Annotated in this window: 15 protein-coding genes; 9 read left to right on the top strand and 6 right to left on the bottom strand. The window is 43.8% G+C overall.

The window, feature by feature from the left end; all coding sequences use genetic code 11:
• Positions 1 to 135 precede the first annotated feature (135 nt).
• From BN3656_RS00890 to BN3656_RS00850, 9 genes are all read left to right on the top strand, one after another.
• Positions 136 to 1,236 carry a TRAP transporter substrate-binding protein gene (locus BN3656_RS00890; RefSeq protein WP_096807376.1) on the top strand — a complete coding sequence of 367 codons (1,101 nt, stop codon included), beginning with the start codon at positions 136 to 138 and terminating at the stop codon, positions 1,234 to 1,236.
• A 27-nt stretch (positions 1,237 to 1,263) separates the two neighbouring features.
• Entirely contained in the window at positions 1,264 to 1,746 is a 483-nt protein-coding gene (locus tag BN3656_RS00885; protein WP_066543137.1) for a TRAP transporter small permease, read from the top strand.
• Positions 1,743 to 3,044 (top strand): TRAP transporter large permease, encoded by a 1,302-nt coding sequence (locus tag BN3656_RS00880; protein WP_066543135.1) that lies wholly within the window; start codon positions 1,743 to 1,745, stop codon positions 3,042 to 3,044. Before BN3656_RS00885 ends, BN3656_RS00880 begins: the two co-directional genes overlap by 4 nt.
• A gap of 67 nt (positions 3,045 to 3,111) precedes the next feature.
• Positions 3,112 to 3,819, top strand: coding sequence for an RraA family protein (locus BN3656_RS00875; RefSeq protein WP_066543134.1), 708 nt, complete (start codon positions 3,112 to 3,114; stop codon positions 3,817 to 3,819).
• Positions 3,820 to 3,837: 18 nt separating this feature from the next.
• A complete protein-coding gene (locus tag BN3656_RS00870) occupies positions 3,838 to 4,176 on the top strand; it encodes a UxaA family hydrolase (RefSeq protein WP_066543133.1) in 339 nt (112 codons plus the stop codon).
• A complete protein-coding gene (locus BN3656_RS00865; protein ID WP_066543132.1) occupies positions 4,169 to 5,404 on the top strand; it encodes a UxaA family hydrolase in 1,236 nt (411 codons plus the stop codon). Before BN3656_RS00870 ends, BN3656_RS00865 begins: the two co-directional genes overlap by 8 nt.
• Positions 5,405 to 5,419: 15 nt before the next feature.
• A complete protein-coding gene (locus tag BN3656_RS00860) occupies positions 5,420 to 6,220 on the top strand; it encodes an SDR family NAD(P)-dependent oxidoreductase (RefSeq protein WP_347460574.1) in 801 nt (266 codons plus the stop codon).
• Between the two features lie 12 nt (positions 6,221 to 6,232).
• Positions 6,233 to 7,651: a glucuronate isomerase gene (uxaC, locus tag BN3656_RS00855; RefSeq protein ID WP_066543131.1), complete on the top strand. Its 1,419-nt coding sequence runs from the start codon at positions 6,233 to 6,235 to the stop codon at positions 7,649 to 7,651.
• 14 nt (positions 7,652 to 7,665) lie between these two features.
• Positions 7,666 to 8,454 carry an alpha/beta hydrolase gene (locus BN3656_RS00850; RefSeq protein WP_242962913.1) on the top strand — a complete coding sequence of 263 codons (789 nt, stop codon included), beginning with the start codon at positions 7,666 to 7,668 and terminating at the stop codon, positions 8,452 to 8,454.
• 436 nt (positions 8,455 to 8,890) lie between these two features.
• Here the strand turns inward: BN3656_RS00850 and BN3656_RS00845 are convergent, their stop codons facing one another.
• From BN3656_RS00845 to BN3656_RS00820, 6 genes are read right to left on the bottom strand one after another with little or no spacing between them, the layout of a single operon-like run.
• Positions 8,891 to 10,072, bottom strand: a complete 1,182-nt coding sequence (locus BN3656_RS00845) for an iron-containing alcohol dehydrogenase (RefSeq protein ID WP_066543130.1) — start codon at positions 10,070 to 10,072, stop codon at positions 8,891 to 8,893.
• A 15-nt stretch (positions 10,073 to 10,087) separates the two neighbouring features.
• Positions 10,088 to 10,951 carry a ketose-bisphosphate aldolase gene (locus tag BN3656_RS00840; protein WP_066543128.1) on the bottom strand — a complete coding sequence of 288 codons (864 nt, stop codon included), beginning with the start codon at positions 10,949 to 10,951 and terminating at the stop codon, positions 10,088 to 10,090.
• A gap of 15 nt (positions 10,952 to 10,966) precedes the next feature.
• Positions 10,967 to 12,058 (bottom strand): PTS fructose transporter subunit IIC, encoded by a 1,092-nt coding sequence (locus BN3656_RS00835; protein ID WP_066543126.1) that lies wholly within the window; start codon positions 12,056 to 12,058, stop codon positions 10,967 to 10,969.
• 18 nt (positions 12,059 to 12,076) lie between these two features.
• The gene (locus BN3656_RS00830; protein ID WP_066543124.1) at positions 12,077 to 12,394 is read right to left on the bottom strand and encodes a fructose PTS transporter subunit IIB; all 318 of its coding nucleotides are present in this window, start codon (positions 12,392 to 12,394) and stop codon (positions 12,077 to 12,079) included.
• 3 nt (positions 12,395 to 12,397) lie between these two features.
• A complete protein-coding gene (locus BN3656_RS00825) occupies positions 12,398 to 12,868 on the bottom strand; it encodes a PTS sugar transporter subunit IIA (protein WP_066543122.1) in 471 nt (156 codons plus the stop codon).
• 15 nt (positions 12,869 to 12,883) lie between these two features.
• Positions 12,884 to 14,884: a PTS sugar transporter subunit IIA gene (locus BN3656_RS00820; RefSeq protein WP_066543120.1), complete on the bottom strand. Its 2,001-nt coding sequence runs from the start codon at positions 14,882 to 14,884 to the stop codon at positions 12,884 to 12,886.
• Between the last annotated feature and the right edge of the window lie 260 nt (positions 14,885 to 15,144).

Here is a 15,144-nt window from a genome sequence, read left to right as displayed (position 1 = left end):
TGACAAAAGAGGGTGGTAAGTATATTCTTAATATATCTTTAAGGCGCTCGTGATTATTTTTATGCGGCATTTATATGCCACAAAACAAAAACGTTTTTGTGCCAAAATTATAATGTATTCAGGAGGATTTGTAACATGAGAAAACAGATAGCAGCAGTAGCATTAGCAGTTTGTACCGCCTTTTCACTGGCAGCCTGCGGTTCGGGTTCAGAGAGTGCTCCCGCGTCTGCAGATGGCGGAAATGCACCTGCATCCAAGGAAGCAGAGGCAGCACCGGAAAAAGGAAACGGAGAAGCGATCACTCTCCGTTGGAGTGAGGTAAATGGTGAGGATTACGGTGCAACCGTAGGAGCAAAGGAGTTTGCAAGCAAGATTGAGGAGCTGTCCGGAGGCCAGATCAAAGTAGAGCTGTATCTGAACGGAACACTTGGAAATGAAAAAGAGTGTATGCAGGGCATCCAGATGGGAACCCTTGATATCTTCCGCGGCAACGCCTCTTCCCTTTCCAACTACGGAGCAGAGAAAATCGGTTTAACAGGTCTTCCGTTCCTGTTTAAGGATATGGAACAGTTTGAAGCAATGGCAAAGAGCAGCACGGGACAGAAGCTTCTTGACTCTGTAGATGAGGCTGACTGCGGATATGTGGCTTTAGGATGGCTGACAGAGGGTCCCCGTCATATGTTTATCACAGAGAATACATATAAGAAGCTGGGAAACCCTGAAACCTTCTCTTTAGACATGATGAAGGGATTAAAGATGCGTGTTCCGGAGACGGATCTGATGGTAAATACCATGAAGGCTCTGAATGCATCTGCAACACCGATTGCGTATTCTGAATTATATACATCCCTTCAGTCCGGCGTTGTAGACGGAGCAGAAAACGATGTGATCAACTATATGGCCAACTCTTACAATGAAGTTGCTCCTTACTTTATTCCGGACGCTCACACCTTTGGCTGCGGCGTTATCCTGATGAATAAGGATAAGTGGAATTCTCTGACAGAGGAGCAGCAGGGCTGGATGAAGGAAGCTTCTGAGGCAGCAGGCAAGGTTTGCTACGAGTATAATCAGAAGAAGATCCAGGAGACCTTTGACAGCTTTGAGGAAAAGGGTGTAACCAGACTTGAGGTAAGTGATCTGGATAAGTGGTCTGAGGCCTGCCAGAGTATTTATGAAGGATACTCAGAGGAAAATCAGGCTCTGATCGAGGAAATGAGAAGCGGCGAGTATAAATAAGACAAGAACATCAGGAAGGGAAAGGCTATGGAAAATTTTAAAAAGCTGTGGGAGCCGATAGACCGGGTGATATTTGGTATTGTAAAGCATCTGTGTGTGCTGATGCTGGCAGCGCTGGTAGCCGTTGTATTTTATATCTTTGTGGGAAGATATTTTCTTCATCAGTCTCCCATGTGGGGCGAGCCCCTGTCTCTGTTTTTGCTGACATGGATGAGTATGCTGGGATCTTCCTTAGTGCTTCGGACGGATGAACATCTGAAGGTGACGATGTTTGATGAGAAGATGAAAAAGGGACAGATTTTTGCAACGGATGTTCTTGCTACCCTGTGTATTGTGGTTTTTGCAGCATTTATGATCGTTTACGGTGTACTTCTGATGAAACAGTCCAGAAGCAATACAATGGCAGGACTTAATATTCCCTATGCGTGGATGTATCTGGCTCTGCCTGTAACAGGAGTTTCTTATATCTTTGCATTAATTTCTCAGTGGACAAGGAGGAAGGAAGCATGAGTACAACCGTAATTGCTACATTGATATTATTAGGCCTGTTTCTGGCTCTGGTGTTTTTAAGGGTTCCGATCGTATATGCAATCGGTATTGCGTCACTGGCTGATTTTATTTATCTGGGAATCAATCCCATGCAGATGGCGCTGAAATTTATAAGCAACCTGAATTCCTATACACTTTTGGCAGTACCATTCTTTATCCTGATGGGCGAGCTGATGAGCGCGGGAGGGATTACGGCTACGCTGATCGATTTTTCAAAAGAGCTGGTTGGCTGGTTCAGAGGCGGAGCCGCTATGGTAAACGTAGTGTCATCCTTCTTCTTTGGAGGAATTTCCGGTTCCTCTTCCGCAGACTGCGCATCCTTAGGCCCCATTGAGATTCAGATGATGGAAGAGCAGGGCTATGACCGTGATTTTTCTACCTGTCTGACCATGGCAAGCTCTGTAGAAGGTATCCTGGTTCCGCCGAGCCAGAACATGGTTATCTATACGCTGGCTGCAGCCGGTGTAACCAGCGTATCCATCGGACAGCTGTTTTTAGCAGGCTATGTTCCGGGTGTGATTCTTTCCGTTGTACTGATGATCTACTCCTACTATGTTTCTGTTAAGAAAAATTATCCGGTAACAGGCCGTTTTAACCCAAGGGCCTGTGTGAGAACCTTCTTTAAGGCCATCTGGGGTATGCTTTCCGTCCTGTTTGTTGTAGTCGGCGTAATTACCGGTGTATTTACAACCACGGAGTCTGCAGCCTGTGCAGTTGTGTGGTCTCTGGTAGTAGGTCTGTTTATTTACAAGGGCTTTACTGTAAAAGATCTTCCTGAGATTTTCCACAATGTGACCATGACTCTTGGAAAGGTTTTAATCCTGTTAGGCGTATCTGGTGCATTTACCTACCTGCTTACTTATTTAAAGGTACCGTCAATGGTATCAGAAGCTCTGTTCTCTATTACAGATAATAAGATTCTGATTCTTATCATGCTGAACCTGCTGATGCTGTTCTTAGGCTGCCTGATCGAGATGGCCTGCCTGATTCTGATGCTGACACCGGTGATCCTGCCCATCTGGATGTCCCTGGGACTTTCTCCAATTCATCTGGGTGTGGTAATGGTTCTGAATCTGGGAATCGGACTTTTAACACCTCCGGTTGGATCTACCCTGTTTATCGGAAGTGCGATTTCAGGAATTAAGATTGAAAAGCTGGCAAAGACCATGATTCCATTTTATGCAGTAATGGGTATTGCCCTGTTAATTTTAACCTACTTCCCTCAGACCTTCATGTGGCTGCCCAATATGGCGATCTGATGATGTACCGGGTGTCCGGCTGTCTGATAAATGAAATATGATGAATTGCAAGGAGACTGGAATAGAAATGAAACAGTGGAACAGTGATGAAGAATTATTTGCCTTAATGAAAGAAAAGCTTTATACGCCTGTAGTAGGGGATATTCTGGATCAGATGGGATATAAGCATCAGTTTCTGCCTGCCAATATCCGCCCTCTGGAGGCGCTGGTTCCGGCAGACGCTTATGTGGACCGCAGCCAGCCGGATAACCGGTTAAAGGTAGCAGGGTATGCCTGCACAGTGCTGGAAAATGATGTATTTGAAAATCCGAAAAAGCCCTTTGGCTATCTGACAGAGGCGCTTGACCAGTTAAAGCCCGGCGAGGTATACATTGCCACAGGAGCCCATCATTCTGCCCTGTGGGGAGAGCTTTTGACTGCTACGGCAAAAGCGAGAGGAGCAGCAGGCGCGGTATTGGACGGCTACAGCCGTGATACGCCTCAGGTTATGGGACAGAATTTCCCTGTATTCTGTACACAGTGCTGGGCTCAGGATTCTTCCGTGCGTACCTATGTATGCGATTACCGCTGCACCATTGAGATCGGGCAGGTAACGATTCATGACGGCGATCTGGTGTTTGGCGATATAGACGGCGTCCTGATTATTCCAAAGGAAATCAAGGATGAGGTAATTGAGAAAGCTCTGATTAAGGCCTCCGGTGAAAAAACAGTGAGAAAGGCCATTGAGGGCGGAATGACAGCAACACAGGCATTTGCGGAGTTTGGGATATTATAAGGAAAGGCTGGAGCTTTTATGGACAGCAAAAAGAGGGTATTTCAGGTTGCATATGAAGACAATGTGGCTACGGCCCTGTCGGAGCTTCTTACAGGAGAGAGGGCAGCGCTGATTGGAGACCATCAGGAAGAAGACATAGAAGCTGTTACGGATATTCCGGCAGGGCATAAGATTGCCCTGTCAGATATCCCCTCCGGAACGCGGATTATAAAATATGGTGTTCCTATCGGGGCGGCAACGGAAGATATTTCCAAAGGAAGCTGGGTTCATCTTCATGTGATGAAAAGTCTTTATGATGAACGGTCCAGTCATCTGGATGTAAAAACAGGAGCGCCCATGGATACCAGATATGAGTGAGGAAGCAGATATGAACCTGAAGGAATTATCCTGGAAGGGATATAAGAGAAAGAATGGAGCGCCCGGCATCAGAAACCGGGTGCTGGTAATTTATACGGTAAAATGCTCTGAATTTGCAGCACGCCAGATCGTAGAGCGGTCTGCTCATCCGGATGTGGAGCTGGTGGGATTTGACGGCTGTACGGATAATCAGTATGCCGTAGATTTATTAATCAGCCTGATCCGGCATCCGAACGTGGGAGCTGTGCTGGCGGTGGGACTGGGCTGCGAGTATGTTCAGCCGCAGTGGCTGGCAGATCTGGCTGAGAAGGAAGGAAAGCCGGCTTCCTGGATGTTTATTCAGCAGGAGGGCGGAACCCGCAAATCCGTGGAAAAAGGAATTGCATGGGTAAGGATGGCCTTGAAGCAGCTGGAGGATACGCCCAGAGTAGAGATGGGCATGAAGGATCTGGTGATCGGAGCAGAATGCGGAGGAAGCGATTATACCAGCGGATTGGCCGGAAATGCTGTGGTGGGCCGTTTTTATGATAAGCTGGTGGATCTGGGCGGAACAGCCATTTTTGAAGAAATCGTAGAGGCAATCGGTCTGGGAGATCTTTTGGAGAGCAGGGGAGTAGATGAAAATGCCAAAAGAGAGATTCGTTCTACCTATGATAAGGCGTTGGAATATTGCCGCTCTGTGCGTCAGTATTCGGTCAGCCCGGGGAATTTTGCCGGAGGCCTGTCCACTATTGAAGAAAAAAGCATGGGGGCTGTGATAAAAAGCGGCTCAAAGCCCATCGAGGGGGTGCTGAAGGTAGCCAGCCATCCGGGAAGACATGGCCTGTGGCTCCTGGATTCTACACCGGACCCCTACTGGATGCAGTTTGGGATTACCAACCCAAATGACAATGAGGGGCTGATGGATCTGACCAGCTGCGGAGCCCATCTGGTAATTCTGATTACCGGACGGGGAAATGTGGTTGGAAATGCAGTGGCGCCCTGCATTAAGCTGACAGGAAACAGTGAAACGTATAAACGGATGGAAGAGGATATGGATTTTGACGCAGGCCCTGTTCTGGAAGGAAACATAAGCCTGAATGAGATGGCAGACGTTCTTGCAGAGTACATAGCGGAAACCGCGGGAGGAAGACCTACCAAAAGTGAAGCATTGGGACACAGAGAATTTTATATTCCCTATAAATATCAGGATACCCAGGAGGTATTTGAAAAGAAATGCCGGTTATAGAAGGAGGACTTAAAGGTGGCTGCATTTACAGAAAAAGAAATGAATGAGTTTAAAATGGCAAACTGGTATGACCTGTCCGGTCAGGTAGCAATCGTAACGGGCGGTTCTACCGGACTTGGATTGGCGGTAACACGGTGTCTGGTAAGCGCCGGGGCAAAGGTATGCGTAGTAAGCTTTGAAGCGCCGGAGCAGGCGGCAGAGGCGCTGGAGGAATTTGGCTCTCAGGCAGCCTTTTACCAGTTTGATATTACAGATACGGATCATGCAGGCGAACTGTTAGACCGTATTGTAAAGGAACATGGAAGAGTGGATATTCTGGTAAATAATGCCGGAAACCACTGCAAGAAGTTTATCTGGGATATGACAGTAGAGGATTATAAGCGTGTGCTGGATGTACATCTGGTAGGTTCTTTTGCTATGACAAAGGCGGTTGTTCCATATATGAAGGAGCAGAAGCGCGGCAGAATCATTTTCCAGGCAAGCATGACCAGCTATATCGGACAGCCGCAGGTTGCCGGATATTCTACTGCAAAGGCAGGTTTTCTGGGCATGATCCATACTCTGACTGCAGAGCTGGCAGAATACGGAGTTACAGTAAATGCAATTGCTCCCGGATGGATTGATACGCCCATGTTCCACAAGGCTGTAGACAATGATCCGCCCCGTCTGGCAAAAATCATGGGAAGAATCCCTGCAAAAACCGTGGGTGATCCTATGGATGTAGGTATGTGCGCAGCCTTTTTATCCAGTGATGCAGCCAGATATATCAGCGGAAGCTGTATTCCGGTAGACGGCGGAGCATTGATCGGATTCTAAGGGGGCAGGAAAATGAACACAAGGTTTGATGAGGAATTATTTCTGACAACAGAAACAGGGCGGCACCTTTATCATAAGTATGCGGAGCATATGCCTATCATTGATTATCACTGCCATCTGCAGCCCTCAGAGATTCTGGAAGATAAGGAATTTGAGGATCTGGGAGAAATGTGGCTCAGGGGCGATCATTATAAATGGAGAGCCATGCGTACCTTCGGCATTGATGAAAGGTATATTACCGGAGATGCAGATTTTCACGAAAAATATCTGGCTTTTGCTTCGATTCTTCCGGCATTAGCCGGAAATCCCATCTATATCTGGTGCGCCATGGAATTAAAGCGATATTTTGATATTGATGAGCCGGTGACAGAGGAAAATGCGGAGGAAATTTATCAGAAGACAAAGGAAATGATCCATAAAGAGCATATGACAAGACGCTGGTGCATGGAGCATTCCAATGTAAGGCTGGTAAGCACCACAGAGGACCCGATAGATGATCTTCACTGCCATATTGCTTTGAATAAGGAAAAGATGTTTACACGGGTAATTACTGCATTCCGCCCGGATCAGGCCATGTTTTTAGAAAAAGATGGATTTTCATCATATCTGGATCAGTTAGAGGCGGTTTCAGGAATTAAGATTGATTCCTTTGAGCATATGCTGGATGCTCTGGAGGCAAGACTGAAATATTTTCAGGAGATTACAGGCACAACGGTAAGCGATGACGGAATTCCTCACTTTACATGGGAGAATTATACCTCCGGGGAAATTGACCGGATTTTTGATAAGGCAAGAAAAAATGAGCCTCTGACAGCAAAGGAAGAGGATCAGTACCGCAGCGCATTTCTCTTTGAGATGGGACGCCGGTATAACCGGAATGGTTATGTGATGCAGCTTCATATCGGTACCTATCTGGACGCCAATACAAGGGGCGTAGCGGAAACGGGCCATTCTACGGGCTTTGACTGTGCAGATGATCAGTGCTCCGTAACCAGTGTGGGAGAGCTTTTAAACCGCCTGACCCTGATTGATGAGCTTCCAAAGACTATTATCTATCCGTTGGACGGAACAAAGATTGAAACATGGGCTATTCTGGCAGCAGGCTTTTGTGGAGGCGGAGTGAAAGGAAAGGTTCAGCTGGGAGCACCCTGGTGGTTTAACGATCAGGCATTTGGAATCAGCCGTCAGTTTGAGGCCTGTGCAAACCTCTATCCGGTCAGCCTGTCTGTAGGAATGCTGACAGACAGCCGAAGCTTTATTTCCTATCCGCGCCATGAGCTGTACAGGAGAGTATTCTGCGATTATCTCGGAAAGCTGGCAGAGCGGGGAGAGTATTTTGCCGGAGAGAAAGCTTTGCAGAAAATCATAGAGGATGTCTGCTTTAATAATGTGAATGAATATTTTGGTTTTGATGTAAAATACGAAGGCTGACGGAGCGGGACTATATGAGATATGGGGTTACGGGAAATGGAATACTGGAAGAAGCAGAAGGAATGGAAGCTTTCCGGAATCAGGACTGGAAGGGGAGTGTGATTATCTGCCCCGGAGGCGGGTATCAGTGGCTTTCGCCCAGAGAGGGGGAGCCGGTGGCAAAAGCTTTTGCAGCCCTTGGATGGAAGCCGTGGATTCTGTATTACAGTGTGGCAGGTCCGGGAGAGGTTCTTGGAACAGAACCGGTGAAGCAGGCGGCAGAGGCTGTGAAAATGGTCCGGATGTGGGAACCGGAAAAATCTGTATTTCTGTGCGGTTTTTCAGCAGGGGGCCATGTGGCTGCCAGTTTGGGAGTGCTGTGGAATGAACCGGAGATATTTTCAAAGGATCAGGCTGAGAGCATAAGACCGGATGGCCTGATTCTGGGATACCCGGTGATTTCTGCCGGGGAATGGGCCCACAGAGGAAGCTTTGAGATGCTGGCAGGAGATGATTTGGAAAAACAACAGTTTTTCAGTCTGGAAAATCATGTGGATCAGGAGACTCCGCCTGTATTTCTGTGGCATACGGCAGAAGATCCAACGGTTCCGGTAGAAAATTCCCTGCTTTTTGTAAAGCAGCTGTCAAAATATAAAATTCCCTTTGAGTATCATGTGTATCCCTTTGGGGAGCATGGATTATCGCTGGCTACGGATGAGGTGGCAGAGCCGGATAAGGAAAGGTTTGCAGATCCTCATGTAGCAGGCTGGATAAATCTTTGCGGGGAGTGGATGGATGAGATGACAGCAGGAAGAAAAAAATAAGCATTTATATAAAAATGTAATATTTTGTTCGTTGACTAAAAAACAGAAATTGCATATAATAGAGATAGGAAAGCGGACGTCATTCTGCTTGTGTGGCTGACACATAAAATCCGAAAGACGGTGCCGGACATAGGGCCGGATGGTTGGCGGGCAACGGAAAAACCCGAAAGAGATGCACGACTTTGGGCGTGACGGTTGGCGGACAACGGAAAAATCAGTCATTAAGGGAGGCGGTTCGGCACTACGGTGTCGGCGAGCCTCCCTTTAAAATACCTTGAGATGGGAACGGAAAGGGATTTGCATGGCAAAGCTTTCAAAGGAATATGTGATCAAAATAGTAATAGAATGCGCGAGAATGTACGAAAAGAATCTGATGGACAGAACGCTGCTCCATCATGAACATAGATGATGAGGCAGCGCTCTGTTTTAGCCAATATTATTTTTTTCTGCAGAGATTATAAATATCAATAATTTCAGTCTTTCCAAGCTTAACGAAATTTCCTACAGGAATAGTATCTCCATAAGTAGCTTTTTCAGCCATCTCTTCAAATGCGGTTGTAGGCAGCCCTGCGTCTTCAAACGTGAGAGGCATATTTAACTTTTTGAAGAACTCCCTCATTCTGCGAATACCCTCCAGACATATTTCATCTTCTTCCCCATAGGCCAGATCCACATCCCATACCCGAACGGCAAACTGTACAAAGCGTTTTTTGTCATGGTGATATACGTACTCCATCCAGGCAGGGTATACGATAGAGAGGCTGGCTCCATGTGCAATATCATATAAACCGCTCATTTCAAGGGCGATTCTGTGAGATGCCCAGTCTTGAACGCGTCCTGTATTCAGGAGACCATTGTGAGCCAGTGTTCCAGCCCATACGATTTCTGCCCTTACATCATAATTTTCAGGTTCTTTTAATGTTTTAACACCATTGACAATAATACTTCTTAATGCGGCCTCACAAAGCCGGTCTGTTAGATCTACATGGGTCGTATTAGTAAAATAACGTTCCATAATGTGGGTCATCATGTCGACAACTCCGCAGCCAATTTGATAAGGAGGGATAGTAAAGGTAAGCTCGGGATTGATAATAGAAAAAACCGGGCGAATTAAATCAAGATTGATACTTTTTTTGTACCATCCATCTTCGTTTGTAATAACTGAACTCAAACTGGATTCGCTGCCAGCAGCGGGTATTGTACATATAGCGGCTGTTTTAAGGGTTGTTTTAGGGATTGCTTTTCCAAGGTAGAAATCCCACACATTTCCGTCATAAGGAACTCCGACACCAATAGCCTTGGCTGTGTCGATGGCGCTTCCTCCCCCTACAGCTAAAACGAAATCAATATTTTCTTGGCGGCATATTTCTATTCCCTTTTGAACCAGACTTAATCTGGGATTTGGTTTTACCCCACCAAGTTCACGGGTCTCAATTCCGTATTCTTTTATGGAACTGCTGATAGTATCAAAAAGACCATTTTTTTTGATTCGCTCAGAGCCGTATACCAGAAGGATCTTATCGCAGTTACTGTAGTTTCGGATGGCGCTTCCTACCTGAGATTCAGTACCTTTTCCGAATATGATTTGAGTTGTATTGGAAAATTCAAAATTTATCATAACTTCCTCCTGATATTATCTATATAAATGAGCTTTTCCTAAAGAGCCAAACAACTCCATTTTTTCGCGGATTACATTCTTTGCATCTTCAATTCCGGGAGTTAATACTTTAGCAGGAATGAATCCGCCTGTTTCCTCAATGACCTGATTTACTTTTTTGAAAAATGCATACTTAAAATCACTGGAAATATTTACTTTACGGATGCCGATTTCACAGGCTTTTTTAATCTCACCATCTGGGTTATTGCTTCCGCCATGGAGAACAAGGGGAACAGGAGAAACAGCACTGATTTTTTCAAGAAGCTCCAGCTGGAGTTTGGGGATAAAGCCCTTTGGATAGATTCCGTGGGCAGTTCCTATAGCTACAGCCAGACAGTCAACTCCTGTTTTTGTAACGAAATCAACGACGTCGTCAGGATTTGTGTATGTAATGTGCTCAACACCACCTTCATCAGAATGATTCATAATTCCAATGGTTCCAAGTTCCCCTTCTACAGATACGCCAACCATATGTGCTATGGAGGTGATTTCCTTTGTAAGCCGGACGTTTTCGTCATAGGTGAATTCTGAACCATCCAGCATAACAGAAGTAAAACCAGCTTGAATTGCTTTGAGGCATTGCTGGAGATTTTTTCCGTGATCCAGATGAAGGACAAAGGGAACAGGGCTGTTGGCTAAACGTTCCCGTACATAGGAATAGAATTCTCTTGTAGCAAAGTCAAATTCGCCGGGAGCTACCTGTACAATTGCTGGTGCATTTTGGGCTTCTGCTTCTTCTACAACTGCACGGAACAGGGAGCTTTCGGTTGCATTAAAGGCTCCTACCGCAAAATGATACTGATCTGCAATTTCTAACATTTCTTTCATATTTATAAGCATAATATATCCCCTTTTTTAAAATGTTTCTATTTTAATATCTCCATCATCGGAAGAATCATCAGCAGTATTTCCAAGATCTTCAAAGTTTTCATCAGCTTCTGTTACCGGTTTTTTGATAAGAGACAAAATTACAGCTGTAATCATACTTCCAATAGCCAGAGCAATACAGAATTTTACAGGATTAGTAAATAGTGGAACAGATAACATTCCGCCATGAGGAACGGGAGAACCGCATCCCCAGATCATGGACAGACCGCCTGCTACAGCGGAACCACATACACAGGAGAATACAACACGGATAAGATCTCTTGCCGCAATGGGAATTACACCTTCTGTAATCATGCAGAATCCCATGGGAACAGCAGCCTTCAATGCTTCTTTTTCTGCCTTGGTATATTTGTTTTTAGTGAGCAGGCAGGAGATTGCAATACCAAAGGGTGGAATCATAGATCCGATAAACTTTACAGCTTCTGGCTCAAAAACGCCGTCAACCATTAGACCATTTACAAAGGTAGACATGGTTTTGTTTACAGGGCCGCCGAAGTCAAAGCAGGCCATTCCGCCAAGCACAGCACCAAAGACAAATTTAGAACCGCTTTGAAGACCGGTAATTGCTTCTGTAAGAGTAACCTGAAGCCATGCGAAGGGCTGGCCTACTATTGTAAACATAAGAACGGAAGATATGGCTGTTACAAGTACTGGAATCACCATTACAGGCATCAGGCCCTGCATGGCAGCGGGAAGTTTTACATATTTTTTAACTGCAAGTACAAGATATCCAACTAAGAAGCCAGCTACAATACCACCTATGAATCCGGCTTTAATTTCTGTACAGATGAATCCTAAAATTAATCCTGGCGCAATTCCGGGACGGTCGGAAATGGAATAAGCAACGCCTGCAGTGATAACAGGTACAACAGCAGACATGCCAAAATTACCGGCTTTGTAAAGATAGTAGCCAATACCCGAAGTAGAGTTTCTGACATCACCGTCAATAAATTGTCCAAAAGCCATGGATAAACCGGCAGCTACAACCAGTGGAATCATATAGCCGATAGCCGTCAAGATATGTTTTTTGATGATTGAAATAACTCCATGCTCTTTCATGTTCCCTCTCCTTTAAATTTATTTTTTTCCTTCAAGTGCTTTTTCTACTTTTTCAATGAAACCAATGGCATTTTTGATGACAGCGGCTGTTCCAATCCGTATAACCGGTTTTCCTTTAAAACGTTCTTCTCCGGAGATTTTTACATCTACTGCCAGAATTACCACATCTGCCTCAGAAATCTGCTGTGAGGTCAGTTTATGTTCTGTTCCTATGGTTCCCTGAGTTTCAACAGCACAATCATGTCCTCTGGCTTTTGCACCTTTTATCAATTTTTCTCTGGCCATATAAGTATGGGCCACTCCTGCGGTACATGCTGCTACACCTACAATTTTCATATTTTAAAGTTCCTCCTTTCTGTTAAATAAAGAATAGATTTCAGCAGTGTTTTCTGTTGTCAGCAGTGTTTCTATTACTGATTTATCACAGAGAGCTACAGCAACCTGCGACAAAAGAGAAACCAATTCAGATGTATCATTGTCATTTACTGCGAACATCACGAATGCCCTTGTATCGCCATCCCCAAGAGATTCCCAGGGGACTCCATGATCTACACGCCCTACAGCCATGGATGTTTTACGAACGGCAGATGTTTTGCCATGTGGAATTGCGACCTGATCCCCAATTCCGGTAGGGCCTTCTTTTTCACGCTCATAGACAGCGTTGATAAAGCCATTTCGGTCATTTAATACACCGGCTTTATGGAACATATCGGCCATTTCTTCAATGATGGACTTTTTATCTTTTCCCTTCATATGAAGATTGATACAGGATGGGTTAATTACATCCTTAATTGTCATTGATGATACCATTCTTTATATCCTCCTTTAGTCGTCATTGATATTTACAGCATTTTGGATTAGTCCATTCATGTGCTCTGCCAGATATTGCGGATTGGTTGCATGACGAAGTGCATTTACATTCTCATCTTCATCTAATAGGTCTAAAAATACACTGTAAAATTTAATGGTTTCTTCTTTCATGCCAACTACATCGTCCAGATTAAAAGCCAGAAGAAAAATTATATCGGCCTCTTCTGTATCCTGCCATTGGATGGGATGCTGCAGAGTCGCAACCATTACTACAGGACGAATTACAAATTTTGCATATCCGTGTGGAATAGCAACGCCTTTACATAGAGCGGTGGGAGCAGTTATTTCATGATCTAAAACAGATGTTTCAAATTCTTCTGTTACATATCCGCCATCTATGAGCTGCTTACACAAAAGATGAATCAGTTCATTCTTATCAGAAGCAGTAATCTGCAGATGAATCAGTTCTTCAAAGAACAGTTTTTTTTGAATAGAAAGCTGATTACACGGTTTTTTTGTTTTTAACTTTTTTCGCCGCAGCTGTTTCATTTTATTTTCAATATTTTTAATATCGAATTGTGTCATTAGACAGTCTACGGTAACAATATCTTTGCCGAGATACTGGTTGTTGAGATGCATGTTTGTAATAATAAGATCACAGTGAGAGGCTTTTGCCTTGCTAATTTCCCTTAGTGAAAAAACATTTTCAATATGAAGGTCATTGATGTGACGTTCCAACTGCTCCTTTAAAAGCTGTGACAGTCCTATTCCATAATCGCATATCACACAGGCAGATACTACGGAAAGACTACGTTCAATAGCACCACCTAAGAGCAATGCCAGACTGCACATTTCATGCTCATTAAGCTCCAGATTTAATTCTTTTTCAAAATAGACACCAGCGCCATAAACCGCCGCAAATATATTAGGATATGTTTGTTTTACCTGTTTTAAAAGTGGATTTGTTATTTTTATGCCATATTTTAATCGGCTAATCATGGAACGAAGCTGTAAAAATAAATTTTTTGAAAAAAATAAATCGGTTTTCAGGTTTACGTTGACAATGCTGCTGAGTAAGGAGATAAGCCGTATACTAAAAAAACAAAGTTCTATATTACGGGTTTCGCATTCTAACATCTGTTTTTCACTGTGGAAGGTTTGTATGTCAGAAATATCAATGGCAAATTCTATAAAATCCTGTTCCTGCTGCGGAAGATGAATATGATATCCTCGTTCAAGTTCTTCTATGAGATGTTTCATAATCTGTTTGGTATAAGTACCATCTGTTTTTAGAGGATTTGGATGAGGCATGGAAACAATTTTATTTTTTCTTGTTCTCACGATACATAAAGAAAGCATAAAAAACAATTGTATATGAGCTTCATATCCGAAGGAAAAAGCGTAGCAGGATTCCAGAGAACAAATGGCTTTATTAATTCCTGTTGTATCAAAACCTTTAAGAAAGAGTTCAAGCTCGTTCATATCTCTCGCAATATAGGGGTGTTTCTTCTGGTGTTTTATCATGAGAAAAAGATCCCACATTGCAATTCGCCATAAAAATTCATTACAATGGATTAAAAACCCGATTCCCCGCCGTTTCTCCAAAATGATTCCATGATTACTGAACCACTCATTTAATTCCGGAATCATTCGATCTGCTGCAGAGCGGCCTATATATAGCTCATTGCGTATTTGAGTATAATTTATTTGATGTTGAATAAGCAGGCTGTAAATAAAATGGTTTTTTAAATCTGTTTCATTACCAGAGAAGGAAGAAGATCCTAACAGCCGTTCTAATTTCGCCCAGTTTTCATTTTGGATTTCAAGCAGTATTCCTTTTCGGGGGACTTTTTTTAATTCGCCCAGTTTTTCTTTTTCAAGCAGCTGTTGTATGATAATTAGTTCGTTTCTTACCGTTTTCACAGATACCTGAATTGCTTCTGAGATATCTGATACAGGAACAAAATGATCTTGTCCATGAAGGTAGTACAGAATATCTACTTGCCGTTCTGTCATTTTCTTCAAGCCCCTTTCTTTTCGGATGTCTGTGAATTTCAGGTTTATGGCCTTATTATAACAGACAAAAATGCGGTGGTTTTATTTATTTTTGACACATTTGAGTTGATAAATGCAATTTTTTTGACACATTTAATAATTTGGGTAAATGAAAGGAGTTGTGTGTGGTGAATGGATACGTTCAAAAACATTATAAAATTTGTATGTATACAGTAAAAAACAATATATGTATACATACAAAATATACAATGATATATTGA

Origin of the sequence: Clostridium sp. AT4, assembly GCF_001517625.2 — a bacterium.
Classification (GTDB): Bacteria; Bacillota; Clostridia; order Lachnospirales; family Lachnospiraceae; genus Enterocloster.
The sequence above is the reverse complement of the archived record's forward strand: the minus strand, read 5'-3'. Positions and strand labels throughout refer to the sequence as shown.

Bases quoted from the DNA above. Each gene is read 5' to 3' on its own strand.
- BN3656_RS00890 (WP_096807376.1), top strand. From the start codon at position 136: ATGAGAAAACAGATAGCAGCAGTAGCATTAGCAGTTTGTACCGCCTTT.
- BN3656_RS00885 (WP_066543137.1), top strand. From the start codon at position 1,264: ATGGAAAATTTTAAAAAGCTGTGGGAGCCGATAGACCGGGTGATATTT.
- BN3656_RS00880 (WP_066543135.1), top strand. From the start codon at position 1,743: ATGAGTACAACCGTAATTGCTACATTGATATTATTAGGCCTGTTTCTG.
- BN3656_RS00875 (WP_066543134.1), top strand. From the start codon at position 3,112: ATGAAACAGTGGAACAGTGATGAAGAATTATTTGCCTTAATGAAAGAA.
- BN3656_RS00870 (WP_066543133.1), top strand. From the start codon at position 3,838: ATGGACAGCAAAAAGAGGGTATTTCAGGTTGCATATGAAGACAATGTG.
- BN3656_RS00865 (WP_066543132.1), top strand. From the start codon at position 4,169: ATGAGTGAGGAAGCAGATATGAACCTGAAGGAATTATCCTGGAAGGGA.
- uxaC (WP_066543131.1), top strand. From the start codon at position 6,233: ATGAACACAAGGTTTGATGAGGAATTATTTCTGACAACAGAAACAGGG.
- BN3656_RS00850 (WP_242962913.1), top strand. From the start codon at position 7,666: ATGAGATATGGGGTTACGGGAAATGGAATACTGGAAGAAGCAGAAGGA.
- BN3656_RS00845 (WP_066543130.1), bottom strand. From the start codon at position 10,072: ATGATAAATTTTGAATTTTCCAATACAACTCAAATCATATTCGGAAAA.
- BN3656_RS00840 (WP_066543128.1), bottom strand. From the start codon at position 10,951: ATGCTTATAAATATGAAAGAAATGTTAGAAATTGCAGATCAGTATCAT.
- BN3656_RS00835 (WP_066543126.1), bottom strand. From the start codon at position 12,058: ATGAAAGAGCATGGAGTTATTTCAATCATCAAAAAACATATCTTGACG.
- BN3656_RS00830 (WP_066543124.1), bottom strand. From the start codon at position 12,394: ATGAAAATTGTAGGTGTAGCAGCATGTACCGCAGGAGTGGCCCATACT.
- BN3656_RS00825 (WP_066543122.1), bottom strand. From the start codon at position 12,868: ATGGTATCATCAATGACAATTAAGGATGTAATTAACCCATCCTGTATC.
- BN3656_RS00820 (WP_066543120.1), bottom strand. From the start codon at position 14,884: ATGACAGAACGGCAAGTAGATATTCTGTACTACCTTCATGGACAAGAT.